The 26,151-nt window shown below is 71.4% G+C and carries 24 protein-coding genes and 1 pseudogene; 14 read left to right on the top strand and 11 right to left on the bottom strand.

Annotated features, from left to right (window positions below):
* Nucleotides 1–215 (top strand): annotated as a pseudogene (locus tag VET29_RS14685) (NAD(P)/FAD-dependent oxidoreductase); the annotation flags it as partial.
* On the opposite strand, the gene VET29_RS14690 reads toward VET29_RS14685, so the two are convergent.
* Nucleotides 202–1,068 carry a LysR family transcriptional regulator gene (locus tag VET29_RS14690; RefSeq protein ID WP_324920220.1) on the bottom strand — a complete coding sequence of 289 codons (867 nt, stop codon included), beginning with the start codon at nucleotides 1,066–1,068 and terminating at the stop codon, nucleotides 202–204. The pseudogene VET29_RS14685 and the gene VET29_RS14690 sit on opposite strands and share 14 nt — an antisense overlap.
* Nucleotides 1,069–1,165: 97 nt before the next feature.
* On the opposite strand from VET29_RS14690, the gene VET29_RS14695 reads away from it, so the two are divergent.
* Nucleotides 1,166–2,896, top strand: a complete 1,731-nt coding sequence (locus VET29_RS14695; protein ID WP_324920222.1) for a pyruvate dehydrogenase — start codon at nucleotides 1,166–1,168, stop codon at nucleotides 2,894–2,896.
* A 34-nt stretch (nucleotides 2,897–2,930) separates the two neighbouring features.
* Here the strand turns inward: VET29_RS14695 and VET29_RS14700 are convergent, their stop codons facing one another.
* From VET29_RS14700 to VET29_RS14720, 5 genes are all read right to left on the bottom strand, one after another.
* Entirely contained in the window at nucleotides 2,931–3,548 is a 618-nt protein-coding gene (locus VET29_RS14700; RefSeq protein ID WP_324920224.1) for a DUF4232 domain-containing protein, read from the bottom strand.
* A 79-nt stretch (nucleotides 3,549–3,627) separates the two neighbouring features.
* The gene (locus VET29_RS14705; protein WP_324920227.1) at nucleotides 3,628–4,263 is read right to left on the bottom strand and encodes an AAA family ATPase; all 636 of its coding nucleotides are present in this window, start codon (nucleotides 4,261–4,263) and stop codon (nucleotides 3,628–3,630) included.
* Entirely contained in the window at nucleotides 4,260–4,664 is a 405-nt protein-coding gene (locus VET29_RS14710; RefSeq protein WP_324920229.1) for a nitroreductase/quinone reductase family protein, read from the bottom strand. The genes VET29_RS14705 and VET29_RS14710 overlap by 4 nt, the downstream gene beginning before the upstream one ends.
* Nucleotides 4,665–4,730: 66 nt before the next feature.
* Nucleotides 4,731–4,958: a DUF2630 family protein gene (locus tag VET29_RS14715; protein ID WP_324920231.1), complete on the bottom strand. Its 228-nt coding sequence runs from the start codon at nucleotides 4,956–4,958 to the stop codon at nucleotides 4,731–4,733.
* 147 nt (nucleotides 4,959–5,105) lie between these two features.
* Nucleotides 5,106–5,783, bottom strand: coding sequence for a serine/threonine protein phosphatase (locus VET29_RS14720; protein ID WP_324920233.1), 678 nt, complete (start codon nucleotides 5,781–5,783; stop codon nucleotides 5,106–5,108).
* Nucleotides 5,784–6,136: 353 nt separating this feature from the next.
* On the opposite strand from VET29_RS14720, the gene VET29_RS14725 reads away from it, so the two are divergent.
* Entirely contained in the window at nucleotides 6,137–6,664 is a 528-nt protein-coding gene (locus VET29_RS14725; RefSeq protein WP_324920235.1) for a M23 family metallopeptidase, read from the top strand.
* Between the two features lie 15 nt (nucleotides 6,665–6,679).
* Here the strand turns inward: VET29_RS14725 and VET29_RS14730 are convergent, their stop codons facing one another.
* The 3 genes from VET29_RS14730 to VET29_RS14740 form a co-directional block, all read right to left on the bottom strand.
* The gene (locus VET29_RS14730; protein ID WP_324920237.1) at nucleotides 6,680–9,328 is read right to left on the bottom strand and encodes an AfsR/SARP family transcriptional regulator; all 2,649 of its coding nucleotides are present in this window, start codon (nucleotides 9,326–9,328) and stop codon (nucleotides 6,680–6,682) included.
* A gap of 96 nt (nucleotides 9,329–9,424) precedes the next feature.
* Nucleotides 9,425–10,084: a GvpL/GvpF family gas vesicle protein gene (locus VET29_RS14735; RefSeq protein ID WP_324920242.1), complete on the bottom strand. Its 660-nt coding sequence runs from the start codon at nucleotides 10,082–10,084 to the stop codon at nucleotides 9,425–9,427.
* 12 nt (nucleotides 10,085–10,096) lie between these two features.
* The gene (locus VET29_RS14740) at nucleotides 10,097–10,813 is read right to left on the bottom strand and encodes a GvpL/GvpF family gas vesicle protein (RefSeq protein ID WP_324920246.1); all 717 of its coding nucleotides are present in this window, start codon (nucleotides 10,811–10,813) and stop codon (nucleotides 10,097–10,099) included.
* A gap of 441 nt (nucleotides 10,814–11,254) precedes the next feature.
* Between VET29_RS14740 and VET29_RS14745 the strand changes: the two genes are divergently transcribed.
* Genes VET29_RS14745 through VET29_RS14775 form a run of 7 tightly spaced genes read left to right on the top strand, consistent with a single transcriptional unit; the run spans nucleotide 11,255 to nucleotide 20,958 of the window.
* Nucleotides 11,255–13,297 (top strand): molybdopterin oxidoreductase family protein, encoded by a 2,043-nt coding sequence (locus VET29_RS14745; protein ID WP_324920247.1) that lies wholly within the window; start codon nucleotides 11,255–11,257, stop codon nucleotides 13,295–13,297.
* A gap of 8 nt (nucleotides 13,298–13,305) precedes the next feature.
* Nucleotides 13,306–14,754 carry an FAD-dependent oxidoreductase gene (locus tag VET29_RS14750; RefSeq protein WP_324920271.1) on the top strand — a complete coding sequence of 483 codons (1,449 nt, stop codon included), beginning with the start codon at nucleotides 13,306–13,308 and terminating at the stop codon, nucleotides 14,752–14,754.
* Complete coding sequence (locus VET29_RS14755; RefSeq protein WP_324920250.1) at nucleotides 14,751–16,286, top strand: MFS transporter; 1,536 nt, start codon at nucleotides 14,751–14,753, stop codon at nucleotides 16,284–16,286. Before VET29_RS14750 ends, VET29_RS14755 begins: the two co-directional genes overlap by 4 nt.
* A 4-nt stretch (nucleotides 16,287–16,290) precedes the next feature.
* Complete coding sequence (gene nirB / locus VET29_RS14760) at nucleotides 16,291–18,792, top strand: nitrite reductase large subunit NirB (protein WP_324920252.1); 2,502 nt, start codon at nucleotides 16,291–16,293, stop codon at nucleotides 18,790–18,792.
* The gene (gene nirD, locus VET29_RS14765; protein WP_324920254.1) at nucleotides 18,789–19,127 is read left to right on the top strand and encodes a nitrite reductase small subunit NirD; all 339 of its coding nucleotides are present in this window, start codon (nucleotides 18,789–18,791) and stop codon (nucleotides 19,125–19,127) included. Before nirB ends, nirD begins: the two co-directional genes overlap by 4 nt.
* Nucleotides 19,124–20,242, top strand: coding sequence for a uroporphyrinogen-III synthase (locus tag VET29_RS14770; RefSeq protein WP_324920255.1), 1,119 nt, complete (start codon nucleotides 19,124–19,126; stop codon nucleotides 20,240–20,242). The genes nirD and VET29_RS14770 overlap by 4 nt, the downstream gene beginning before the upstream one ends.
* Nucleotides 20,239–20,958, top strand: coding sequence for a sirohydrochlorin chelatase (locus VET29_RS14775; protein WP_324920257.1), 720 nt, complete (start codon nucleotides 20,239–20,241; stop codon nucleotides 20,956–20,958). Before VET29_RS14770 ends, VET29_RS14775 begins: the two co-directional genes overlap by 4 nt.
* A 281-nt stretch (nucleotides 20,959–21,239) precedes the next feature.
* On the opposite strand, the gene VET29_RS14780 is transcribed toward VET29_RS14775, so the two are convergent.
* Entirely contained in the window at nucleotides 21,240–21,560 is a 321-nt protein-coding gene (locus VET29_RS14780) for a hypothetical protein (protein WP_324920259.1), read from the bottom strand.
* A gap of 82 nt (nucleotides 21,561–21,642) precedes the next feature.
* Entirely contained in the window at nucleotides 21,643–22,116 is a 474-nt protein-coding gene (locus VET29_RS14785) for a hypothetical protein (RefSeq protein ID WP_324920261.1), read from the bottom strand.
* A 333-nt stretch (nucleotides 22,117–22,449) separates the two neighbouring features.
* Here VET29_RS14785 and VET29_RS14790 point away from each other — a divergent pair, with 333 nt between their 5' ends.
* The 4 genes from VET29_RS14790 to VET29_RS14805 form a co-directional block, all read left to right on the top strand.
* Nucleotides 22,450–22,770: a hypothetical protein gene (locus VET29_RS14790; RefSeq protein WP_324920263.1), complete on the top strand. Its 321-nt coding sequence runs from the start codon at nucleotides 22,450–22,452 to the stop codon at nucleotides 22,768–22,770.
* Between the two features lie 900 nt (nucleotides 22,771–23,670).
* Complete coding sequence (locus VET29_RS14795; RefSeq protein WP_324920265.1) at nucleotides 23,671–24,876, top strand: CDP-glycerol glycerophosphotransferase family protein; 1,206 nt, start codon at nucleotides 23,671–23,673, stop codon at nucleotides 24,874–24,876.
* A 35-nt stretch (nucleotides 24,877–24,911) separates the two neighbouring features.
* On the top strand, nucleotides 24,912–25,616 hold the full coding sequence (locus tag VET29_RS14800) for a phosphocholine cytidylyltransferase family protein (protein WP_324920267.1): 705 nt from the start codon (nucleotides 24,912–24,914) through the stop codon (nucleotides 25,614–25,616).
* An 85-nt stretch (nucleotides 25,617–25,701) separates the two neighbouring features.
* Nucleotides 25,702–26,151 (top strand): glycerophosphodiester phosphodiesterase (locus tag VET29_RS14805; RefSeq protein ID WP_324920269.1); only part of this gene is annotated, 450 nt, incomplete at its 3' end.

Genomic DNA, 26,151 nt, shown 5'->3' on the forward strand with positions numbered 1-26,151 from the left:
ACCCCCTGCGTATCCCGCTGGGCGGCTTCCCGGCGCGGGTCGTCACGCGTGGGTACCACCTGGCGGCCATGCCGGGCAACCGCGTCCGCACGGCGGTCGACTGGCTGCTGGACTTCACGCTGGGCCGGCAGTCGGTGCAGCTCGGGCTGGTGCGTGGACCGCATGTCCCGCTGGACACGGACAGCCCCGAGCTGCCAAGGATCAGCGGTGGCTGAGGAGGTGCTCGCGGAAGCGGGCGGAGGGCGGCGGTAGCTCCCGGCCGGCGAGCCAGGCGACGCCGATGTCGCGTTCGGACGGCACGTCCGTGACGCGCAGGTGCGGCGCCCGGCTCGCCGCCCGCGGCGCCGGCAGCAGCGCGACGCCCAGCCCGGCCGTGACCAGGCCGCGCAGCGTCTCCACCTCCTCGCCCTCGAAGCCGACGCGGGGGGTGAAGCCGGCGGCCGCGCACAGCCCCTCGGTGGTGTCGCGAAGCGCGTAGCCGGGGCGGAGCAGGATGAACGTCTCGTCCGCCGCGTCGGCCAGTCGCACTTCCGGGTGACGCGCGAGCGGGTGGTCCGGCGGTACGGTCAGATACAGCGGCTCGACGAGCAACCGCTGCCAGTGGATGGCGGGCAGGCCGGGATCGCCGCTGGTGACCACAAGGTCGGCGGTGCCGGCGAACAGCTCCGCCACCAGGCCTTCCTCGCCGTGCTGACGCAGCTCGAACCGGGCGTGCGGGTGCCCCTCGCGGAAGTCGCTGATCATCCGCGGGACGAGCCAGACGCCGAGGGTGTGCAGGAAGGCGAGCGGGACGGTGCCGGCGTTCGGGTCGACCAGCTCGCGGAGCTCACGGATACCCAGGTCATAGCGGTCGAGCACGGCCTCGACGTGGCGCGCGAAGGCGTGGCCCGCCGGGGTGAGCCGCAGGGTGCGGCCCGAACGCGCCAACAGCTCCGCGCCGACCTCGTGCTCGACCCGTCGCAACGCCCGGGACAACGCGGGCTGGGTCAGTCGAGCACGGGCGGCGGTCTCGGTGACCGTCGCGCCGTTCGCGACCTGCCGGAACAACCGCAACACTGCCAGATCCATGACGCCAGTTTATGGATAACCGAAGAAAGCGGCATTGGACGCATGTGTCAGAGCGGCTCATCCTGGAGGTCGGAGACTTCCGACGAAGGAGCGCGAGATGGCGACGGTTGCCGAGCAGCTGGTACGGGCGCTGCGGGACGCGGGTGTGGAGCGGATCTACGGGATCGTCGGCGACAGCCTGAACTCGATCGTGGACGCCGTGCGGCGTACCGAGGGGATCGAGTGGGTCCACGTGCGGCACGAGGAGGCGGCGGCGTTCGCGGCGGCCGCGGAGGCACAGGTCACCGGGAAGCTGACGGTGTGCGCGGGCAGCTGCGGGCCCGGGAACCTGCACCTGATCAACGGCCTGTACGACGCGCACCGCAGCGGGGCGCCGGTGCTGGCGATCGCGTCGCACATCCCGACGAACCAGATCGGCACCGGGTTCTTCCAGGAGACCCACCCCGCCGAGCTGTTCCGCGAGTGCAGCCACTACAGCGAGCTGGTGTCCGCGCCGGCGCAGCTGGCCCGCGTGCTGGGCATCGCGATGCAGACGGCGGTGGGCAGCCGGGGTGTGTCGGTCCTGACGATCCCCGGCGACGTGGCGGACCTGCGTGCCGCGGGGACGGTGTCGGCGCCGATGGTCACCCCGTCACCGGTGGTGCCGCCCGCGCCGGTGGTGGCCGAGCTGGCGTCGCTGCTGAACTCGGCCGAGAAGGTCATGCTGTTCGCCGGTGCCGGCACGGCGGGCGCCCACGACGAGGTGCTGTCGCTGGCGTCGGCGCTGGCGGCCCCGGTCGGCCACTCACTGGGCGGCAAGGAGTGGATCCAGTACGACAACCCGTACGACGTCGGGATGAGCGGCCTGCTGGGCTACGGCGCGTGCCACGAGGCGATGCACGAGGCCGACCTGGTCGTGTTGCTGGGGACGGACTTCCCGTACGACAACTTCCTGCCGGGTGCCCGGACCGTGCAGATCGACGTCGAGCCGGCACACCTCGGCCGCCGGACGCCGCTGGTGCTGGGCGTGCACGGCTCCGTGCGTGAGACGGTGCTCGCCGTGTCGCCGCTGCTGCGGTCCGGCCGTGACCGGTCGTTCCTCGACCGCATGCTGGACCGGCACGCGCGGAAGCTGGAACGCGTGGTGGAGGCGTACACCTCGGACGTGTCGCAGCGAACGCCGATCCACCCCGAGTACGCCGCGTCGCTGGTGGACGAGGTGGCCGCGCAGGACGCGGTGTTCACCGTGGACACCGGCATGGGCAACGTGTGGGCGGCGAGGTACCTGACCCCCAACGGCCGCAGGCGGGTGCTGGGCTCGTTCCGCCACGGCAGCATGGCGAACGCCCTGCCGCAGGCGATCGGCGCGGCGATGGCGTCACCGGGCCGGCAGGTGGTGTCGCTGTCGGGCGACGGCGGCCTGGGCATGCTGATGGGCGAGCTGCTGACACTGTCGACCTACGACGTGCCCGTGAAGGTCGTGGTGTTCAACAACGCGTCGCTGGGCATGGTGAAGCTGGAGATGCTGGTGGACGGGTTGCCGGACCATGGAACGGACCACCCGAGGGTGGACTTCGCTGCGGTGGCGGCCGGCTGCGGCCTGTGGTCGACGAAGGTGACGGAACCGGGAGCGATCCGCGGCGCGCTGGAGAAGGCGTTCGCGCACCCCGGCCCGGCGCTGGTCGAGCTGGTGACGGACCCGAACGCGCTGTCGATCCCCCCGAAGATCACCGGCGAGATGGTGCGGGGGTTCGCCCTGGCGGCGAGCAAGACGGTGCTCAACGGCGGGGTGGGCAAGATGCTGGAGCTGGCGCGGAGCAACGTACGCAACGCGCCGCGGCCGGTCTAGTCTTCCGTGCCGGCGGCAGGCGACCACCGCGTTGCTATGCCTTCTGCCAGGCCTGGACGCCGAGCCTGCCGGTGTTCCCGAGGTCGATGGTCACCGTCGACGAGCCGGTGACCTCGTTCGGGACGACGAGCGGGACCTCGACCCACGGGGCGCCACCGGCGGGCGCGGCCTCGAGCCGCGTGGCGGTGGTGGCGTCGACCGTGGCGTCGGTGACGAGGTTGCGCCAGAGGAGGCCGGAGCGGGCCTTCTCACCGGGCTGGAGGGTGATGGCGACCGGCGGGTTGTCGAAGTCCGGCAGCAGCGAGATGTCCGCGGACCCGTGCAGCACGGCGGCGTCGATGAGCCGGTCGTCCTCGTCGTACAGCCGCAGGTCCGGATAGCCGTCGACGGTGCGGGGCGCGGACCCGCAGTTGACCAGCTCGATGGTCAGCACACGGAGCCCCATGGCGGCGTCCCCACCCACGGCCGAGATGGCCACCCCGTCTGGTGAGCACCGGGCCTCGGGCACGGCCGAAGTGGTCTCCGGCGGCCGGTGCGGGTTGGGCGAGGTGGCGCTCGGCGCGGTGTCGATCTCCGGGCCTCCCGCGGCCGTGCGGGCGCCGCACCCGGCCAGCAGCACCAGTCCCAGGACACCCAGGAGAACACGCCTCACGCCGAAGATCGTACCGGCGGGTGCGGCTCGACCGGCCGCGTCCGTGGGCGGCCCTGTCCATGCGGGTTGTGGCGTGCCGTCAGCCCAGGCGGATGTGCTTGACGCTGGTCCACCTGCGGCGGACGTGGGCGGTCAGGCGGGTGTCCGTGTTGGGGCGCAGTCGCAGGCCCGCGGTGGCGGCCACCCGGTCGGCCACCTCGGGGACGGTCACCCCGTCGGTCCACACCTGGGTGGCGAACCGCTTGTCCCGCAGGCGTTCCAGGCAGAGGTCGACCTTGGACTCCGCCCAGCTGTCGCGGAACAGGGGCCCGTTCCGGCCCATGACGAAACTCAGTGCGTGGCCGAAGCCCCGCTCCCTCAGACGCTTCAGCACGGTCTCCCTGCGTGCCAACAGCGAGAAGTGGTGGACCTCGTGGCCCATGCCGCGCAGGCGGCCGACCGTCTCCTCGAAGTACCGGGGTTCGACCACCGTCATGGGCGCTATGACCGGGCCCGGGTGCCTGCTCAGTGTCAGGTTCAGCACCTCCACCACGCCCTCGCGCCATGACGTCAGGTCCTGGAAGTCGCCGCGCAGCGATGGGGGCAGCATCCGGTGCAGGCCGAAGCCTGGTTGTTCCGGGTCGCAGACCACGCTGCCGGGCAGGCGCCGGCGCAGCTCGTGCGCCGTTTGGGTCTTGCCGCCGCCGAAGGGGCCGTTCAGCCAGATCAGTGTCATGCGTGCGTCAGCGCCACCAGGGGGATCTCTCGTTCGGCCTTCTTCTCGTGGTCGAGGAAGAACGGGTACAACGCCGTGATCTCCGTCCATAAGCGTGCGCGTTCCTCGCCGGCCAGCACCGTCGCCGTGGCCGGGTAGGACTCGTCGCCCGTCTCGACCGTCACCGACGGGGTCGCCGTCAGGTTGGCGTACCAGTCCGGGGGTTTGCGGGCGCCCGCGTTCGACGCCATCACCACGACTCGGTCGCCGTCCTGGTGGAACATCATCGGGGTGGTGCGTTCGGAGCCGGTGCGGGCGCCCCTGGTCGTGAGCAGCAGCAGCCGTTCGCGGTGCATGCCCTCGATCTCGCCGCCCGCGCGGAACTGCGCGATGACCCTGCGGTTGATCTGCTGGAGGTCCATGGCCGCCACCCTAGCCACGGGCACCGACATGTCCCGTCGTCGTGCCGTGGCGACCAGCGGGCGGTGTTACTGCAGGTAGCCCTCCACCACGCCTTCCGGGCGAGGCTGTGCCTCGTCCGGGTTCTCGCCGGCCGCGCGGCGGGCACGGCGCTGGCGCAGCAGGTCCCAGCACGTGTCGAGCTCGACGTCGATGGCGCGCAGGCGCTCGTGGCTCGGCTCGTGCCCGGCACGTTCCAGCTTGTGCTCCTCGTCGATGAGCGCGGTGATGCGGTCCGAGATCTCCTTGTCGTTCATGGGTACATGCTCGCAGAGCGCGGCCGTACCTGCCCACGTGATCGAGCACGCACACACGCGGCGTCACCGGGTGGCGGATCCCGCCTGCCGGGGCAGGTGAGAGGGGCCGCGGAAAGGGTGCTTTCCGCGGCCCCCGTTTCGGCTACCTCATGCCGCCATCGGGAGGGGTCGAGTCGGCATGGGGTTGGCCGGGCTGGGCGCGCCGGTCAGTACGACCACCGTGGCGTTGTCTCTGGTGCCCGCCGCGTCGGCGGCCTGGACCAGCGCCTCAGCCGGGTTCGAGGCATGACGCAGGATGGTCGCCATGGCCTCGTCGCTCAGTGTCCTGTGCACGCCGTCGGTGGTCAGCACCAGGCTCGCGGCGCTCGTTTCCGTTGTGCCGTAACGGCTTGCGGTCGCGGTGTGCACGCTCGTGGTCACCAGGTGCTCCATCCGCGGCGTGACTTCCTCGCCGTGGTCGCGGAAGTACTGGGCCAGCGTGTGATCCCTGGTGAGCCGGCGGAGGTTGACGCCGTCCCACGCGTAGGCGCGGACGTCTCCCACCCACCCGATGCGGTATCCACCTCCGAACGGCTGAGCCACGACCAGGACGCAGTCACCCGTGGCAACGGCCTTTCGAGCCGCCTCCAGTGCCGCCGTCGGACCCGCGACCGCCGGTACACCGACCGCGGCTGTGGCCGCCTGTAGCGCGGCGTGCGCCGCCGTCAGGTCGTCGCCGATGCCGTCGGCCAGCGCGACGATGCCGCCCGCGGCGGCCACCGCGTCCGCGTTCACGTCGCGGCTGCCCTGGTGACTGGCGGTCCGCCATGCTGCCTGGGTGTCCATCTCCGCCTCCTCGCTGCCTCTCTGTCAGCGAGAATGCTCGGGGAAGCTGAGCGGTGCCTGTGGACGGGATGATGTTCGGCTGTGGAACGGGCCGGCGCCGGCGTCACCGACCCGTCAGTGACTCAGCAACCGCAGTTGCCGCTGCAACAGCCGCCGCCGCAGTCGTCGCCGCAGCCACATCCGCATCCGCCTCGCATGACAACCTCCAGTGTTGGTCTGCATACATGCGCGTTTTCGAATCTACGGGCTCGGGCCGTGTGCCATCAGTACCCGATCGGGGGCTCTTTGTACGGGGCTTGTACGCGGCCCTGATGGGGTGACGATCCCTTGCTCCCCGCGAAACGAGGTCACCCGTGAAGTCCCGACGACTGATCACCGCGCTGGCCATGGCCCTTGCCGGGGCGTGCTCGTTCCTGGTCGCGCCGGCGACCGCGGACGTCGGCGCGCAGGCCGTCAACCTCCGCACGCCGTTCGACTGCGGCCAGGTGTGGAACGCGAACACGCGCAGCAACCACAACCCCCAGCTCTCCGTGGACTTCCAGCGCAGTGGCGCGCTCAACAAGAACGTCCGGTCGAGCGCGGCGGGGACGGTCGAGACGGTGAAGAACCTCGGCGACACGAGCTACGGCAAGTACATCGTGATCCGGCACGCCTCCGGTCTGAAGACGCTGTACGCGCACCTCAACTCGTTCAACGTGACGGTGGGGCAGACGGTCGGCACGGGAACGCTGATCGGCAAGGTCGGCTCCACCGGCGGTTCCACCGGGCCGCACCTGCACTACGAGCAGCGGCTGAACGGGGTCGTGCAGCGGGTGGTGCTGAACGGCGTGCACGTCACGTACTTCGGCAACACCTCGATCACCAGCTCCACGGGCTGTTAGCGGAACGGCCCGCGCTCACCCCGCGTTCAGGAGCGTGGCGCGGAGTTCCTCCGCGCGGGCCGCGTGGTGGCGGGCCGCCGTCCGGTCGCCGGTTCGCTCGTGCAGGCGCGCCAGCAGTTCCGCCACATCCGCCTCGGAACGGCGGTCGCCGTTGCGGTGGTGGCGGGCCAGGGCCGTCGTGAGCAGCCGGCCGGCCGCCGTCAGCTCACCGGTGTTCAGGCACAGCTCGCCAAGGCTCTGGTTCGTGTAGCCGACGCAGTTCTCGTCGTCCAGCTCACGGAAGATCGTCAGCGCCCGCGCCAGGTGCTCGCGTGCGGATCTCAGGTTGCCCTGGCGTTGGCGCAGAGCCGCCATGCGCTTGAGGGCGTGTGCCTCGCGGTGGCGGTCGCCGATCGCCGCGCTCAGCTCGTAGGCGTCGGTGAACCAGCGGCCCGCCGGCGCGAGGCAATCCAGCGCCAGCCACACCGAGCCGGCCGCCAGCCGCGCCACCGCCTCCCCATGCTGGTCGCCGACCCGCGCGAACAGCGTCAGCGCCCCGTGACAGCAGTCCAGCGCGTCGTCGTGCTCGCCCAGGATCCGCAACACGGTGCCGAGACCGGCCAGCGCCACCGCGGCGCCCCGGTCGTCGCCGATCGCGACGAACAGCTCGTGGGCGGTCGTGAACGCCGAGCGGGCCTCGGTGTAATCGTCCCGGTACAGCGCCACCTGCCCGAGGTTGCGCAGGACGATCGCCTCGCCGCGCCGGTCACCCAGCCGGCGCGCCGCGGCCAGCGCCCGCACATGCGTGCGCTGCCAGTCGTCCTGCTGGCCGTGCAGGTCGAAGTACGGCGCCAGCGTGGCCGCGAGCTGCCACACGTACTCGTCGTAGCCCCACGCCTCCGCCAGGGACACCATCGCGACCCCGGTGTGCCGTTCCGTGTCGAACCACTCGACCGCGTCGTCGGCCGGCGGCGCGGACACGGGCAGCACACCGAAGTACGGCATTCCCGCCGCCGCGGCGGACGCCCGTCGCAGGTAGCCCGCCAGCACCCGCGCCACCGCCGGACCGTCCCTTTCGGACAGTTCGGCCGCGTAACACCGCAGCAGGTCGTGCAACCGGTACCGGTCCGGGTCGACCAGTGCCACGAGATGGTTGTCCACCAGCACATCCAGCACGTCGTCCGCATGTGGACGGTCCAGCAGCGCCCCCACCACCCAGCCCGGCCAGCGGACCGGCCCCAGCAGGCCCAGCAGGCGGAACGCCCGCGCCGACGCAGCGGGCAGCGACGCGTAGCTCAGGCCGACGCTCGCCCGCACGGCCAGGTCGCCCACCGACAGCTCGTCCAGCCTGCGCCGCTCGTCCCGCAGCCGGTCGGCCAGGGTGCGCAGGGTCCAGCCACGCCGGTGGGCCAGCCGCGTGCCGGCGACCCGGATCGCCAGGGGCAGCCGGCCGCAGAACCGCAGGATCGCCGCCGCGCTCGCCGGTTCGGCCGTCAGGCGAGCGGCCCCGACTATGCCGGCCAGCAGGCGGGCGGCCTCCGGTTCGCCCAGGACGTCCAGCTCCACCGGATGCGTGCCGACCAGGTCCGGCAACATCACGCGGCTCGTCACCAGCACCGCCGACCCGCCGGCGCCGGGCAGCAGCGGGGCCACCTGCGCGGCCGAAGCGGCGTCGTCCAGCACCAGGCACATGCGGCGACCGGCCAGCGCGGACCGCAGCAGCGCGGCCCGGTCCGCCAGCCTGCGCGGGATCTCGGTGACCCCGACCGTCCGCAGCAGCTCGGGCAGCACGTCCACCGGGCGGCGCGGGGTCGACGACGTCCCGGCGAGGTCGAGGTGCAGCTGGCCGTCGGGGAACGCCGCGCGGGTCAGGTGAGCCACCCGGACGGCCACGGCGGACTTTCCCACGCCCGGCGAGCCGGACAGGACGACCACCGCCGGGGTGTCCCGACCGCTGATGAGGTCGGTCAGCTCGTCGATCAGCTCGTCGCGGCCGGTGAAGTCGGGCAGGTCGCGGGGGAGCTGGCACACCGGCGTCAGCGCGGCCAGCAGCTCGGGCCCCGGGGCGGTGTCCAGCTCGGCCCGCAGCACCTGGGACGCCTCCGTGTACGCCTGCACCGCGTCCGCGCGCCGGCCCGCCGCGGTCAGCGCGTGGATCAGCAGCTGCCACAGCTCCTCGCGCAGCGGATGCTCGCTCAGCAGCCCACGCAACCCCGCGATCGCCGCGTCGTGCGCACCCTCGTCGACCGCGTCCCGCAGCCGCTGTTCCCGCGCCGACAACCACATCTCGGTGACCCGCGCGCGGGTCGGCTCGAAGACGTGGCTGTGTGGCAGGTCCTCCAGGAAACCGCCGCGCCACAGGTCCGGGTCGCGTGTCTCCTCGAAGCGGCACAGGTCGATCTCCGCGGGCGACGCGCGCAGCAGGTACCCGCCGGGGCGGTGCTCGATGCGGTTGTCCAGCAGGCGGCGCAGGCCGTGCACGTAGGTCCGCACGTTGGCGGCGGCCGACCGGGGCGGCGAGCCCGGCCACAGGACGTCCACCAGCACGTCCGTGCTGACGGCCGTGTTGGGGCGCAGGAGCAGCGTCGCCAGCAGCAGGCGGGGCTTCGGCCCGCCGAGCGCCACCGGTCGTCCGCCGACCTCGGCCTCGAGCGACCCGAGCACCCGGAACGCGACCGTCGCCACGGTGAGGAATGGTATGCGCGGAGTGTCCGGATGGGAACTACAAGTCACGCGGTGCCGGGCACCTCGGCGGTGCGCTCCGCCGGTCCGGCGGAACCACTACCGGCACGAACCGGAGGACGGTGTCTCGGCCGGCTCGGTGAGGAAGTTGTACGCGGGCAGCGGGCCGACGCACTCGGTGTCCACGCCGGCGAGGATCCGCAACGCGCCGATCACCGCGCGGGCCGGGTCGACCTCCTTGTGGGGCAGCAGGAACGCGCGGCGCTCCTCCGTGTGGTCGCGGTCGGGGAGGCGTACCTCGGCGCGGGCGGCCGCCGAGATCGGCGACAGGAGTGCGTCCGAACGGGCCCGCCGCCAGGCGACCAACCGGTGGGCCACGTGTTCGCCCAGCCGGACGTCGGTGGACGGGTCCAGGTCGCCGCGCCACTGCTCGTCGAACATCGCCTGCAGTGCCTCGTCCTCGTTGAACCTCAGGTACGCGTGCAGCTCGACCAGGCCGTCCAGGCGGTCCAGCTCGGCACGCAGCCGCGGCGCGGCCGCCGCCAGCGTGCCGGTGCGCACCGCGTCCTCGCCGGCCGCGGTCGTGCCGTACCTCAGCGGCACCACCGGCCCGGCCAGGACGAGCTCGGCCAGGAGGGCCAGATGGGCGTCCTGGTCGGCGTGCCCGTCGGTCACCACCACGGCCAGGTCCTCCCACGTCACCATGCGGTGGGTGGACGGATGGCCGGCGCGCACGACACCGTGCAGGAGCAGGGTCACCGCGGCCTGGTCTCAGGCATGGGCCACCGCCTCGCTGTCGAGCTCCAGGCGCACGAACGAGTACGGCGGCAGTGGCCCGGTGACCTCGACCTCCAGCTCCCGGTGTGCCTCGACCTCGGCGTGGAACCTCGGCTCGTCCTCGACCCGCACCAGGTACGCGGCGTCCAGCAGGGGGATCCCCGACTTCCGCTCCCAGTGCACGGTCTCCGCGGCGTGCTGGGACAGCGCCTCGTGCAGTGCCGCCGCGCCCGTCGAGCCGTCCCGTCTCGTGCGGGCCGCCGCCGCGAGGCGGTCACGGCGCATGGCCAGGAGCTTCTCGGCCGACAGGTCTTCCGCCGGCGGCTCGGCCGGCGTGTCGGGGCGGGGAAGCCGGGCACGTACGCCCCACTCGCGGTGGTCCGCCACGCGGTCCAGGAACGTGGCCGCTTCTTCGTGGTACTCGGTCAGCAGGCGCACCGCGGCGGGCTCGTCGCGCAGGAGCGTGCCGAACCGCAGCGGCAGCACGGTGGTCCGCTCGAACATCGTCCGCACCACGGCGTCGTGCCGGCGGGTCAGCACGGCCAGCGGGCCGTCCCCGCCTGCGTCGCCGGGGTTCGGCCCCACCGCCGCGAACGGCGCCAGGTCCACCTCCGCCACGGCGAGCGCGAGCCCCGCGTGTGTCACCAGCCGCACGTCCGGCTCGGGAGTGTGCTCGCGGGTGATCGCGTACGCGCACAGGCCGCGGGTCATCTACTGTCCACTATGGATCACACTCACAGGTCCGGAACGCCGCGAGACAAAGCATCCACCGCCAGGTCTGATCGATGCCCGCGGAGCCGGTGTTACTCGTCCGTATGGTCCGTCCTGTTACACCTGGGGGCCGTTCGGCACCGAAACTTGCGCGGTAGTAGGCAGAGTGGCGGACGTCGTGGCTGCGACCGGCCGAACACCGCAGCCGCCAACGAGCGCCAACGACGTTGGTCCCGAATATTTCCCGAAGATCGACTTCGAGCACGACCCGAGCTGTTCACAAGCCGGACCGCGGCGGGAACCTCCGTGTCGCGCCCCGGAGTCTCACCATGTCGGTGTGCGCGCCGCGCGGGCAATGTCGCATGCCTGAAACATTCGCCAACGTGCGCGTAACGCGGGATCCTTAGCGTCCTTCAGGAGCCGACTCGAGGAGGACAGCGCGTGACGATAGCGGCGCCGGTGACCGGCACCATCGACACACACTGCCCATACTGTGCGCTTCAGTGCGGAATGCGGCTCACGGGCAAGACCGTGTCGCCACGGGAGTTCCCCACCAACCGGGGCGGGTTGTGCCAGAAGGGCTGGACGTCGGCCGCCCTGCTCGACTCGCCCGGGCGGCTGACGGAACCACTGGTCCGCGTCGAGGGACAGCTGCGGCCGGCCAGCTGGGACCGCGCGCTGGACCTCGTCGCCAACCAGATCATCGAGATCCAGGCCGCGCACGGCAGGGACGCGGTCGCCGTGTTCGGCGGGGGTGGCCTGACCAACGAGAAGGCCTACCTGCTGGGCAAGTTCGCCCGCGTCGCGCTGGGGACGTCGCGGATCGACTACAACGGAAGGTTCTGCATGTCGTCGGCCGCCGCGGCCGGCAACAAGGCCTTCGGCATGGACCGTGGGCTGCCCTTCCCGGTCGAGGACCTCCAGCACGCGGACGTGGTGCTGATCGTCGGCGGCAACCCGGCCGAGACGATGCCGCCGTTCGTCCAGCACCTGCGGGACGCGGAGCTGATCGTCGTCGATCCGCGCCGGTCGGCGACCGCCGAGCAGGCCGCGCTGCACCTGCAACCCGCGCCCGGCACGGATCTCGCGCTGGCGCTGGGCATCCTGCACGCGGTGGTCGCGGACGGCCACCTGCGCCACGACTACCTGACCGGCCGGACCAGCGGGTTCGACGAGGTCTGGCGGATCGCCGCGGCCTGGTGGCCGGAGCGCGTCGAGCGGGTGACGGGCGTGGCGGCCAGCGACCAGCGTGCCGCCGCGGCGCTGCTCGCCGGCGCCGGTAACGCGTACGTGCTGACGGCGCGGGGGACCGAGCAGCACGCGCGTGGCGCGGACATGGTCAGCGCGTGGATCAACCTCGCGCTCGCGCTGGGACTGCCGGGCCGGGCGGGCTCGGGTTTCGGCTGCCTGACCGGGCAGGGGAACGGGCAGGGCGGGCGCGAGCACGGCCAGAAGGCCGACCAGCTGCCCGGTTACCGCAGGCTCGACGATCCGGCGGCCCGCGCGCACGTGGCCGCGGTGTGGGGGGTCGACCCGGACTCGCTGCCGAACCCGGGGGTGTCGGCCTACGAGCTGCTGGACGAGGGCCCACGCGGGCTGCTGGTGTTCGGCAGCAACGTGGTGGTGTCCGCGCCGCACGCGAACCGGGTGGCCGGCAAACTGTCCGATGTGGACCTTCTGGTGGTCGCGGACGTCGTGCTGTCCGAGACCGCCGCGATGGCCGACGTCGTGCTGCCGGTGGCGCAGTGGGCCGAGGAGGACGGCACGCTGACCAACCTGGAGGGCCGGATCCTGTTGCGGCGCAGGGCGGTCCGGCCACCCGTGAACGTGCGGACCGACCTGGAGGTCATGCACGGCCTCGCGGGGCGTCTCGGCCAGCCGGCGGAGCGGTTCCCGGTCGACGCGCAGGAGGTCTTCGACGAGCTGCGGCGCGCGTCGGCCGGTGGGATCGCCGACTACGCCGGCATCACCTACGACCGGCTGCGCGACGGCGAGGCGTTGCACTGGCCGGTGCCGTCGACCGACCACCCCGGCACGCCACGGGTCTTCCTCGACCGCTTCGCGCATCCCGACGGACGGGCCAGGTTCGTGCCCGTCGACCACAGTGGACCCGCCGAGCCGCCGGACGAGGAGTTCCCCCTGCAGGCCACCACGGGCCGGGTGCTGCAGCACTACCAGTCCGGCGCGCAGACCCGGCTCGTGGCGGAGCTGCTGGCGGCCGAGCCGGAGATGTACGTCGAGGTGCATCCGGACACCGCGGCCCGCGCGGGGCTCGAGCACGGCGACCTCGCCGACGTGGTCTCCCGGCGCGGCCGGGTGCGTGCCCGGGTGCGTTGTGTGGCGACGATTCGGCTCGACCTCGTGTTCCTTCCGTTCCACTTTCCCGGTGACGGCAGGGCGAACCTGCTGACCAACCCCGAGTTGGACCCGACCAGCCGCATGCCGGAGTTCAAGGTGTGCGCCGTCCGGCTGGAGACAGCGTGAGCGAACCGTTGAGACCGCGAAGGATCGTCATCGCCGGGTACGGCATGGCCGGCGCCCGGCTGGCCGAGGAGATCCGCCGGCGCGACTCCGCCCACGTCGCGCTGACCGTGCTCGGCGCGGAGCGACACGCCGCCTACAACCGGATCCTGCTGTCCAGCGTGGTCGGTGGCGGGATGACGCCGGACATGGTGCGCCTGCACGACACCGACTGGGCCCGGCGGCACGACGTCGACCTGCGGATCGGCGCCACCGTGGCCGGGATCGACCGCGCGGCGAGAACCGTCACGCTCACCGACGGCGCCACGGTGGACTACGACGCGCTCGTGCTCGCCACCGGCAGCCGGCCGTGGCTGCCGCCGTGCGAGGGACTGCTCGTCGACGGCGTCCTCGCGCCGGGCGCGGTCGCGTTCCGCACCCTCGACGACTGCGAGCGGATCCTCGCCGCGTCCCGGCCCGGTGCACCGGTCGCCGTGCTGGGTGGTGGTCTGCTGGGCCTCGAGGCCGCCCGCGGCCTGGCGAGCCGCGGGAACCTCGTCACGGTCGTGCATCCCGTCGGCCACCTCATGGAACGCCAGCTCGACCCCGGCGCCGGCCAGGTGCTCGCCGCCCGGCTCGGGACGCTCGGCATCGAGATCCGGTTGGGCGTCAAGGCCGCCAGGTACGTGCCGGGCGACGGCCTCAAGCTCGACGACGGCAGCCACGTCCCGGCCGACCTCGTGGTCGTGTCCGCCGGCGTCGTCCCCGAGACCGCCCTCGCCCGCGACGCCGGGCTGACCGTCGACCGCGGCGTCGTCGTCGACGACTCCCTGCGCACCAGCGACTTCCGCATCCGCGCCATCGGCGACTGCGCGCAGCACCCCGGCACCGTCTCCGGGCTCGTGCAGCCGGCGTGGGAGCAGGCCACGGTGCTCGCCGACCTGCTGACGGGCACGCGCCCGGCCGCCCGCTACCGCGGCACGCCGGTCGTGACCCGGCTCAAGGCCAAGGACGTCGACCTCGCCGCGCTCGGCGAGGTGCACACCGAGGTGGACAGCCCGGACGCGGAGGTGCTGTGCCTGACCGACCCCACCCGCGGCAGGTACGCGAAGCTCGTCCTGCGGGACGGCCGGGTGGCCGGTGCGATCGTGCTCGGCCTGCCGGACGCGGCGGCCACGATCACGCAGCTGTACGACCGGGGGATCCCCGCGCCGTCGGACCGCTTCGCCCTGCTGCTCGGCCGCGCGCTCCCACCGGGCGCGACCGTCGCGCACAGCCCGGCCGATCTTCCGGCGGCGGCTACTGTCTGCCGCTGCAACACCGTCAGCAAGAGCCAGCTGGTGAAGGCGTGGCGTGGTGGCGCGCGGGGCGTGTCCGGCCTCGCCTCGGCCACGCGGGCCACCACGGGTTGCGGCAGCTGCCGCGACACCGTGTCCGCCATCGCACGCTGGCTCGCCAGCTCCGAGGAGACCCCGGCATGACCACCACCACCGAGAGCACGACCGAAGAACCCGGCGCCGTGACCCGCCGCCGCGGGCGCTGGATCGACGACTGGCACCCCGACGACGAACAGTTCTGGGAGACCACCGGCAAGCGGGTCGCACGCAAGAACCTGATCTTCTCGATCTTCGCCGAGCACCTGGGCTTCGCCATGTGGGTGCTGTGGTCGGTGGTCGTGATCAACCTGGCCAACGCCGGGCTCCCGATGTCGCTGTCCGAGGCGTTCTGGCTCACGTCGATCCCCAACCTGGTCGGCTCGGCGTTGCGCATCCCGTACACGTTCGCGGTGCCGAGGTTCGGCGGCCGCGTGTGGACGACCATGAGCGCGACGCTGCTGCTGATCCCCGCGGTGCTGCTGGCCGTCCTCGTGCCCAGCGGTTGGCTCGCGGCCCAGTCGCACGACACCCAGTTCTGGGTCCTGTTGCTGTGCGCGGCGGCGGCGGGTGTCGGCGGCGGCAACTTCTCCTCGTCGATGGCGAACATCTCGTTCTTCTACCCGGAACGCAAGAAGGGGCTCGCGCTCGGGCTGAACGCGGCGGGCGGCAACCTCGGCGTGGCCGTGGTGCAGCTGGTCGTCCCGCTCGTGGTGATCATCGGCGTGCCGGCCGCCGCGGCGAAGCTGCCGCAGCACGAGGTGCACCTGGCCTACGCGGGCCTGATCTGGATGCCGTTCATCGTCGTCGCCGCGCTGTGCGCGTGGTTGTTCATGGACAGCCTGACCCAGGCCAGGGCGGACACCCGTTCGTACGTGACCGCGTTGCGGCACGGGCAGACCTGGGTCATGTCGATCCTCTACATCGGCACGTTCGGCTCGTTCATCGGCTACTCCTTCGCCCTGCCGCTGGTCATCAAGAACACCTTCCCGGAGTTCCTCGCCGCCAACCCGTTCATCGCGACCTACCTGGCCGGCCTCGGTTTCATGGGTGCGTTGATCGGCTCGGTGGCCCGGCCGTTCGGCGGCTGGCTGTCCGACCGGATCGGCGGCGCGAAGGTGACGCTGGCGTGCTTCGTCGGCATGGGCGCGTTCACGGTGCTCGCGATGGTCGGCGTGAACACCCACAGCTTCGAGGTGTTCTTCGGCGCCTACCTGGTGATCTTCCTGCTTTCCGGCGCCGGCAACGGTTCCACGTACCGGATGATCCCGGTGATCTTCGGCGAGCTCGGCCGCAAGGAGGCCGCGGAGAAGGGTCTCGGCGCGGCGGAGACCGCGCTGAGGTTCAAGCGGGAGGCCGCCGCGGTGATCGGTATCGCCGGCGCCATCGGGGCCTTCGGCGGGTTCCTCGTCCAGCTGATCTTCCGGCAGGCGAGCCTCGGTGTCACCAAGCAGGTGACCGCGGCGCAGACCCTGGCGGAGAAACAGGCGATCGCGGCGGCACACCAGGACTGGTCGACCTCCGCGCTGTGGGTCTTCCTCGCCGCCTACATCGTCTTCGCGTTCCTGACCTGGTTCTACTACCTGCGCCGGAGCTTCGCGGTCGCCCGTGTCCCGAGCCTGGCGCACGCGGGGGTGTGACCACATGCCGAGAACACTCGTGGTGGCCGGCAACGGTCCTGTCGGGCACAGGCTGGTGGCAGCCTTGCGGGACAAGGACTCGGACGGCGAGTGGCGGATCGAGGTGTTCGCCGAGGAGCCCCGTCCCGCCTACGACAGGGTGGCGCTCACGTCCTATGTGGAGACATGGGACCCGGCGGCGCTGCAGCTCGACGGTGCCACCTACGAGTGTGACGACCGGGTCACCCTGCACCTGGGTGACCCGGTCACCGGGATCGACCGCGCGGCGAAGCGGATCACCGCCGCCAGTGGGTCCACAGTGGACTACGACGCGCTCGTGCTCGCCACGGGCTCGTACCCGTTCGTGCCGCCCGTGCCCGGCCACGACCTGCCCGGCTGTCACGTCTACCGCACGATCTCCGACCTCGACGCGATCCGGATGGACGCCGAGCGGTCGGTGCGTGGCCGGCGCGCCGCGCTCGTGGTCGGCGGCGGCCTGCTGGGGCTGGAGGCGGCGAAGGCGTTGCGGGACATGGGACTCTCGCCGCACGTGGTCGAGCTGGCGCCCCGGCTGATGCCGCTGCAGGTCGACGACGGCGGCGGTGGGTTGCTGCGCAGGCTGATCGAGCGGCTCGACGTGACCGTGCACGCCGGCACCGGCACGCAGTCCATCGCGGCGGATCGCGGACGGCTGCTCGCCAAGCTGGGCAACGGCACCGAGCTGGACGTCGACCTCGTCGTGTTCTCCGCCGGCGTCCGCCCGCGCGACCAGCTGGCCCGCGAGACCGGGCTGGCCGTCGGCGAGCGCGGCGGCGTCGCCGTCGGAGCTGACTGTGTCACAAGCGATCCCGACATCTACGCGATCGGCGAGTGCGCGTGCGTCGACGGCGCCGTGTACGGGCTCGTCGCGCCGGGCAACGAGATGGCCGAGGTCGTCGCCGACCGGCTCCTCGGTGGGCAGGCGAGGTTCACGGGCGGCGACCTGTCCACCAAGCTCAAGCTGCTCGGCGTGGACGTCGCGAGCTTCGGCGACGCGCACGCGCGGACCGAGGGCGCGCTGGAGGTCGTGGTCAACGACGCGGTCGCCGGCACCTACAAGAAGCTCGTGGTGTCCGACGACGCGAAGACGTTGCTGGGCGGCGTGCTCGTCGGCGACGCGGCGCAGTACCCGTTGCTGCGCCCACTGGTCGGCCGCGACCTGCCCGGCGACCCGGCCGCCATGATCGCTCCCTCCGGTGGGGCGCAGGCGGTCGGCGTCGGCGCACTGCCCGACGACGCGCAGGTCTGCTCGTGCAACGCCGTCACGAAGGGCGCGATCGACGGCGCGATCACCGAGGGCTGCGCGGATGTGCCGTCGCTCAAGTCGTGCACCAGGGCGGGCACGACGTGCGGCTCGTGCGTGCCGATGCTCAGGCAGCTCCTGGAGGCGGCCGGCGTCCGGCAGTCCAACGCACTGTGCGAGCACTTCCCGCAGAAGCGGACCGAGCTGTTCGAGATCATCCGGTCGACCGGCATCCACACGTTCAGCGAGCTGATCGACCGGTACGGAAACGGAAGCGGCTGCGACATCTGCAAGCCCGCGGTCGCGTCGATGCTGGCGTCGCTGGGTAACGGGCACATCCTGGAGGGTGAGCAGGCGGCGCTCCAGGACACCAACGACCACTTCCTGGCGAACATGCAGCGCAACGGGACGTACTCGGTCGTGCCGCGCATCCCCGGCGGGGAGATCACGCCGGCGAAGCTCATGGTGATCGCCCAGGTCGCGCAGGACTTCGGGCTGTACACGAAGATCACCGGCGGGCAGCGGATCGACCTGTTCGGCGCCACCGTCGACCAGCTGCCGGAGATCTGGCGGCGGCTCGTGGACGCCGGCTTCGAGTCCGGCCACGCGTACGGCAAGGCGCTGCGCACCGTCAAGTCGTGCGTCGGTGACACCTGGTGCCGGTACGGGGTGCAGGACTCGGTGCGGCTCGCCATCGAGCTGGAGCTCCGCTACCGTGGGCTGCGGGCGCCGCACAAGATCAAGGCCGCCGTCTCGGGCTGCGCGCGGGAGTGCGCGGAGGCCCGCAGCAAGGACTTCGGGGTCATCGCGACGGAGCATGGCTGGAACCTGTACGTCGGCGGCAACGGCGGGTTCACACCGCGTCACGCGGAGCTGTTCGTGTCCGATGTGGACACCGAGACACTCTTCCGCCACATCGACCGGTTCCTGATGTTCTACGTGCGCACGGCCGACCGGCTACAGCGCACGGCCGCCTGGATCGAAGCCATGGAGGGCGGCATCGAACACCTTCGGGAGGTGATCGTGGACGACAAGCTGGGCATCTGCGAGGACCTGGACGCGGCGATGGCCAGGCACGTCGGGTCCTATTCGGACGAATGGGCCGGCGTGCTCGGCGACCCCGCGAAGCTGGCGAGGTTCCGGTCGTTCGTCAACGCGCCGGGCAGACCCGACCCGACGATCACCTTCCGCGAGGAGCGCGGCCAGCCCGTCCCGCTCGGCCTGCCCGTGGCGGTGACCCGGTGACCGCGGCCGGGACGTGGACGCCGGTCTGCGCGGTCACCGACCTCATCCCCTTCCGCGGGGCGGCGGCCCTGCTGCCGAACGACGAGCAGGTGGCGGTCTTCCGGACGTCCGGCGACGAGGTGTACGTTCTGTCCAACGTGGACCCGTTCAGCGGCGCGGCCGTGCTGTCCCGCGGAATCGTGGGCGACCTCAAGGGGGTGCCGGTAGTGGCTTCGCCCATGCACAAGCAGCGCTTCGACCTCCGTACCGGCGCCTGCCTCGACGACCCCGAGGTCACCGTCGCGGTCTACCCGGTGCGGACAGCGGACGGCATGATCCTGGTCGGCAGTCCATGACCGGGCCGCTGGCCGGCTATACCGTCGGCGTGACCGCCGCGCGGCGTGCCGACGAGCTGGGCGCCCTGCTGGAGCGGCGGGGCGCCGAGGTGCAGTACGGCCCGGCGATCCGGATCATCCCGCTGGCCGACGACACCGAGCTGGCGCAGCGGACGCGGGCGTTGATCGACGCGCCGGCCGACATCGTGGTGGCCACCACCGGCATCGGGTTCCGCGGCTGGATCGAGGCCGCGGAGGGCTGGGGCCTCGGCGACGGCCTGGTGACCGCGCTGACCAAGGCGAGCATGCTGACCCGCGGCCCGAAGGCGAAGGGCGCGGTGCGCGCGGCGGGCCTGGTGGAGGAGTGGTCGCCGGCGTCCGAGGCGAGTGCCGAACTGCTGGAGCACCTGGTGGCGAAGGGTGTGTCCGGCAAGCGGATCGCGGTTCAGCTGCACGGTGAGCCGCTGGCCGACTTCGTGGACACGCTGCGGTCGGCCGGGGCCGAGGTGGTCGAGGTGCCGGTGTACCGGTGGACCGCGCCCGCCGACCCGGTCCCGCTGACCCGGCTGCTCGACGCGTTGCTGGCCGGTCAGCTGGACGCGATGACGTTCACGTCCGCGCCCGCGGCGGCGTCGGTGCTGCGGACGGCGCGCGAGCAGTCGCGTTCGGACGAGGTGCTGGACGCGTTGCGGTACCGGGTGCTGGTGGTGTGCGTCGGGTCGATCACGGCCGGTCCGCTCGCGCGGGTGGGGGTCCCGGTGATCCAGCCCGCCCGGGCCCGGATCGGCGCGTTGGTGCGGGAGCTGGCCGTGGCACTGCCGGCCAGGGCGACACGCGTGCGTGCCGGTGGGCGGGAGCTCCAGCTGCGAGGGCAGGCCGTGCTGGTCGACGAGGAGCTGCGGCCGGTGCCGCCCGCGCCGATGGCGGTCCTGCGGGCGCTGGCCGAGTGCCCGGGAACGGTGCTGTCGCGGCGGGTGCTGGCCGGGGTGCTGCGGAAGCACTCGGGCCGGGAGGACACCGTGGACGCACACGCGGTGGAGACGGCCGTGGGACGGTTGCGTGCGGCGCTGGGCGAGCCCGGGCTGGTGACGACGGTCGTCAAGCGCGGCTACTGCCTGACGGCTGATGCCCTGTGACCCTCGTACTCGTCGCCCATGGGACCCGTGACCCCGCCGGCGCGGCGGTCATCGAGTCGCTGGCCGGCCTCGTGCGTGAGTGGGTGCCGGACGTCCGGGTCGCGTACGCCGACGTCCACCAGCCCGATGTGACCTCCGTGCTGTGCGAGGTGGACGGTCCGGCGGTGGTGGTGCCGGCGTTCCTGGCGGCCGGATACCACGTGTCGATCGACATTCCCGAGCAGGTGCGGGCCAGCGGGGTGCCGGCCGTGATCACGCCGCACCTGGGCGCCGACCTGGTGCCGGTGGCCCGGCAGCGGTTGCTGGAGGCGGGGTGGCGGCGCGGGCAGCCACTCGTGCTCGCCGCGTCGGGGTCGAGTGATCCGCTGGCGCGGGAGGAGGTCCGAGCGGCCGCCCGCCGGCTGGGTGCCTCCCGGGTCGGTTTCGTGTCCACGAGCGAACCGGCGCTCGCCGAGGTGCTCACCAAGGACGCGGCCGTGGCGAGCTGGTTCCTCGCCCCGGGACTGTTCCACCGCCGCGCCACGGAGTGCGGCGCCCGCGTGGTCTCCGCGCCGCTCGGCGTACACCCGGCGATCGCCCAGCTGGTCGTCTGCCGGTACGCAACGGTTCGTGAACAATGGGTTGTGGCAAACCGGAGCGCTGTACGACCGCAGGTCACAGCATGTCAGACCCGAGCGCTGTACCCGCGGTTTCCGGCACACTTCGACCTGCCCTGACGACAGTCAGATGCCGGGTCGTTGACGCTGGCCGAGTCGAACCGATCTCGCCGCCGACCGCGATGGGATGGACCTCGGCGGTGACCGGCGCGAGCACGCGAGCGCTTCGGTGAGCGTGGTCAACCCGTCGGGGCAGTGACAGGCCGGGACGCAGGTGACACCGCGCTCGACAAGGGTGAGTGAGAAGCCGGTCAGGACCGACGACCCACGGACCAGACGCCACCCGATACGGGGTTATGTGTGGCGGCACTGCCGAATCTCGCCGCTGAGGACCAGGATGCTTAGAGAAGGTTGGCGCACCGGCCTTCCATCGCGGCCTCACCGATCTCGAAACCTCGTTGGGTTCCGGACACGGACTCGGGCCAGGTACGCCACATCCCGTTGTACCCCAGCATGCCGGGGGTGTAGCCCTGCGCCAGAAGCTGGCACAGACGCTCGGAAGTCGCCGGCACCTTGACGGTGGGCGCGCGGTCGTTGCCGCTGCTGGCCCATCCGACGATGAGAATGACCGCGAACACCGCCATGGCGAAGAACGCCATCATAGTGCCGGTGATGCGCAACTGCCGCTTCGGCCTGGCATCGCGGGTCTCGGGCTCGCTCATTGGGAAGTGTCCGTTCAAGGGTGCGATGGTCTAGCCGATGTGGCTCACCGGCTCCGAACCTGGCCGCCCAGGACCAGGCAGCCTAGTCACCGAGCGTCAACGCCACCTGCCTGCTCTTCGCCTCGGCCGCAGAGACGGTGATCTTCCCGCGGTGGGATACCTCGACCTGGTAGAAGTCGTGGCCGCCCTGCACCTTCACCTGGAAGAACCAGGTGCACGAGGAGTCCGACGCGCCATAGCTGGACCCGGTCAGTTCGCTGGCGCCGACGATCTTTCCGGTGTCGTCGTACACGGTGACGTCGGTGCCTTCGTGGATGTCGTCGTAACCACCTCTGCCGGAGCAGTCGCTGCCGGACCTGGTGATGTCGCCGTACCCCATCTTCATCGACCCGTTGATCGTGACCGAGTTGGCTGCAGGGTCGTCGTCGCTGGAGGTGAGCACAATGACCAGCGCGACAACGGCACCAACCGCCAAGACGAGCGCGGCAATCAGGTACGGAACGAGGTTGCGGCGCGGCGGCGCATGGGCGATAGGCGGCTCGGGCACGGTCGTCACGGATGCTCCCCAAGAGTGGCGTGGTGGTCTGCCAGAGTGTCGAGACGTCCACCCCGGGCGTTACCTTGCCGAATGTCCACTTACTGTCCAGTTCGGCGCGTGAGGCCGCGGCGGCAACGTCGCACGTGTGCTGATCGAACCCGGCCCACCGGCCGGGGCGGGATCTTGGCGCGCCGTGCCGCCAAGTTGGAGGGTCAGGAGATCCACGTCCCGATGGCCGGCGATATCGCCCGCACGCCGGGGAGTTCGTGGCCGGCGACACCCCCGTGATGGACTGGGAAGGCGATGAAACGCTGCGGGGGCGAGTGGGATGAGCTATCGCAGCGGGATCGGTTGGCCAGCAAGCCGTTGGGGGGCGCGTTCCTGCGATCGGCGTGGGACGCCGACACCGCCGACCAACCGCTACCCACCGTGGTTCTCGCCGACGAGGCGCTGCCCGAGTTCCGGTTCGACATGCTGCATCAGGTCACGTTCGTTCGTGTCCTCCCGGCCCCCCGCGGGCCGGAACTGCTGATGTCGACCGGCACCGTCATGTGCAGGGACGCGGTAATGCACACGGTCTACCGGCTGCTCGCCGAGGGCGTCGACCGGTTCCCCGACGCTGCCGGACGCCGCTGGCACCTCGACTCAATTTCGACAGCGCCACCAACATGACCGTCGCAGTCATCGATTAATGATCGCTGTCCGCGTCCGACACTTGGCTTTCGTCTAGTGCCTGCTCGCGCTGGATAACGAGGCTCAGCCATCGGATTCGCACGACTGTGCGACCGCGCGTGTCATGGCGCAAAACGGCACGCACACGGCGTAGAGAAACAGCAGAACAAGGACAAGGACGCCAAGGCCAACTAGAGACTGGGGTGCCCACAACCACGAATACCCGACAGATCGTCCTCAATCGTTGCACGATTCGTGCATACCCGCGGTTGGTGCTCGCAACTCCTTCGACCGTAACACGGAGCAAAGCAGCGTCGGCGGTAACACAGTCCGCAGACGCTCAGCGGCATGACCGAGACGACCACCGGCGGCCTAGCCACCCCACCCGTCGCGCCGCCTGCACCCACCCGCAGCTACCGGTGACGCCGCCGACGCAGCCGCCAGCGCGGACTCCGCAGTCGGCGCCTGCAGCGCCTACCCCCGCTCCGGCCGCAGCCTCGCTGGTCATCCGCCACCCGTCCGTTCGATGGCGGTCTTGAAGCCGTAGGGCACGATGCGGGTCTTACTGGGTGGAGGTGCCGGCGGAGAGGGCGCCGTTGGTGAGGGCGAGGGTCCCATTCGTCGCACCATGCTTCCAGGTCACTCATGCCGTGGTTTACCTAACTGTGAGCGCTGTACGAAACCAGTGCTGGCCAGCACAACGCCCTGGTGTCGCCTGTTCCCACTGCTCACGCCCCCGGGTGCTGAGAGGGCCGCTGGTCGTCTGCCGGTACGCAACGGTTCGTGAACAATGGGTTTCCGAGGCTGGTCCGGTACTTGGCCGGAGGGTGTCGCAGCGGCGATGATGAAGGCGGCCGTACCCATCTCGGCCACCCCATTACTTTCGCACCTACTGGAGTCATGCCTGTGGGCTTGTTCGGCAACCGCAAGAAGCCTCGGGACGTTCGCCGTCTCCTCGACGCCCCCAACGGGCCGGTGCCCACCGGCTACGAGCCGGGCACGCCCGTCCCGGGGACCGTCGCCGTCTACTTCGCCGATGACCCACGGAAGCTCTACCAGCTGAGACAGTGGCTCCCGGTGCTCGAGCGGCTCGACCGCGAGCATCCGGTCACGATCGTCATGCGGAACCGGAAGTCCTACGACGCCCTGGAAACGCCCCTGCGCAAGGTCCTCGCGCCCGCGTTCCCCGACCTCGTGCAGCTCTACGAGTGCAGTGACCTCAAGGTCGCCGTCTACGTGAACAACTCCGTCCACAACTTCCACTCGCTCATGCAGCGCCACATGCTGCACGTGCACGTGAACCACGGCGAGAGCGACAAGGTCTGCATGGTCTCGAACCAGGTCAAGGCCTACGACCGGGTCTTCATCGCCGGTGAGGCCGCGCGCCGGCGGCACCGCGTGGCGCTCATGGAGTTCGACGAGTCGAAGCTCGTGCCGGTCGGCCGCCCGCAGCTCGACCTGCGCCCCGCGCCGGTCCTGGCGCCGAGTACACAGAGGACGGTCCTCTACGCGCCCACCTGGGAGGGGGAGAACGCCTCCAACAACTACACGTCCGTCGACGTGCTCGGACCGGCGATCGTCGAGAGGATCCTCGCGGTCCCCGATGTCCGGATCGTCTACAAGCCACACCCGCGCGTCGCGGTCAGCCCGATCCCGTCCATCGCGGCGGCGCACCGGGAGATCGTCCGGATGCTGTCCCGTGCGCATGTCGTGATCGAGGAGGGCGACATCCTGGCCGTCTTCCCCAGCTGCGACCTGATGATCACCGATGTCTCGTCGGTGGGCCTTGACTTCCTGTACCTGCGGCCGGACCAGCCGATGTTCGTCGCCGACCGGTACGACGACCGGGAACGCCTGCACACCGACGCGCCGATCAGCCGCTGCGCCGACGTGGTCGACTCGGCCACGATCGGGCTGCTGACCGCCACGGTGGCCGGCCGCCTCGACCACGACGAGTACCGGGACGCCCGCGCGGCCGTCCGGTCGCTGTACTTCGGCGACCTCGCACCCGGGGAGAGCACGACCCGCTTCCTCGCCGCGATCGGCGACGCGGTGCGGACCCGGGACGCCCACCTGTCCGTCTCGACCCTGGAGGTGCCCGCGTGAGCGGAGCTTGCGGAGCGAACCATCAGCACTCCGGCGTGAACGTCGTGATCCTGGCCGCCGGGATGGGCACCAGACTGGGGATGCCGCATCCCAAGCCGCTGACCCCGCTGGCCGACGGCCGCAGCATCATGCGTCAGCAGCTCGACAACCTGGGAAATCTGGCCGATCCCGTGGTGACCGTCGTGGTCGGTTTCCACGCCGAGGAGGTCATGCGGCACGCGCCGGATGTCCGGTTCGTCTACAACGAGCGGTACGAGCAGACGAACACGTCGAAGAGCCTGCTCAAGGCGTTGCGGCTGGTCCCGCCGGGTGGCGTGCTGTGGCTGAACGGCGACGTGGTGTTCGACCCTCGGTTGCTCGCCGGGGTGGCCGCGCTGGTCGCCGAGGACCGCAGCTTCGTGTGCGTCAACACGGAAGCATGCGGTGAAGAAGAAGTGAAGTACACCGCGTCTTCGGACGGTCTCATCGAAAAGCTGTCAAAATCGGTAACCGACGGCTTCGGCGAGGCCGTCGGCATCAACTACATCGCGTCGGCCGACCGGGCGACGCTGGTCGAGCACCTGGAGGGCTGCACCGACACCGACTACTTCGAGCGCGGCATCGAGTCCGCGATCGAGACGGCCGGCATGCCGGTGCTGGCGCTGGACATCTCCGAGTACTTCGTCGTGGAGGTGGACTTCGCCGGAGACCTCGAACGTGCCAACGTGGAGGTGGGCAAGACCGTCACCTCGGCCGCCTGAGTTTCTCGATGGGCGCGCCGGGTGCCGGCGCGCTATGGACGGCAGAGTGTTTGGCCCGGGACCTGTGCTCCTGGGGCATCGCGGGATGGGTCGAGGCTCGGTCGACGGGCTGGCGGAGAACACGCTCGAGTCGTTCCTCGCCGCGGCCGCACTCGGCATCGACTGGGTCGAGGTGGACGTCCGGCGCACGTCGGACGACCGGCTGGTGGTCGCCCACAACCCGGCGACCCCCGAAGGCGTGTTCTACGCCGACATCACCGGCACCGAGGCCACCGGTGACGGGGCGCTCGACCTCGGTTGTCTGCTGGAGGCGCTGCCCCCGGGCGTAGGCGTCGACTTCGACGTGAAGACGTCGATGGAGGACGCGGTCCGTTCCCGCGCCGAGACGACGATGGCCCGGCTGGCGGGTGTCGCACGCCGCGAGGCACACCGGCGGCCGGTGCTGATCAGCTCGTTCGACGCCGGGGCACTGGACATCGCCCGCGAGCTGGCCCCCCGGGTGCCACGGGCGCTGCTGACGTGGGTGGAGTTCCCG

This window comes from Actinophytocola sp. (genome assembly GCF_035634895.1).
GTDB lineage: Bacteria > Actinomycetota > Actinomycetes > Mycobacteriales > Pseudonocardiaceae > Actinophytocola.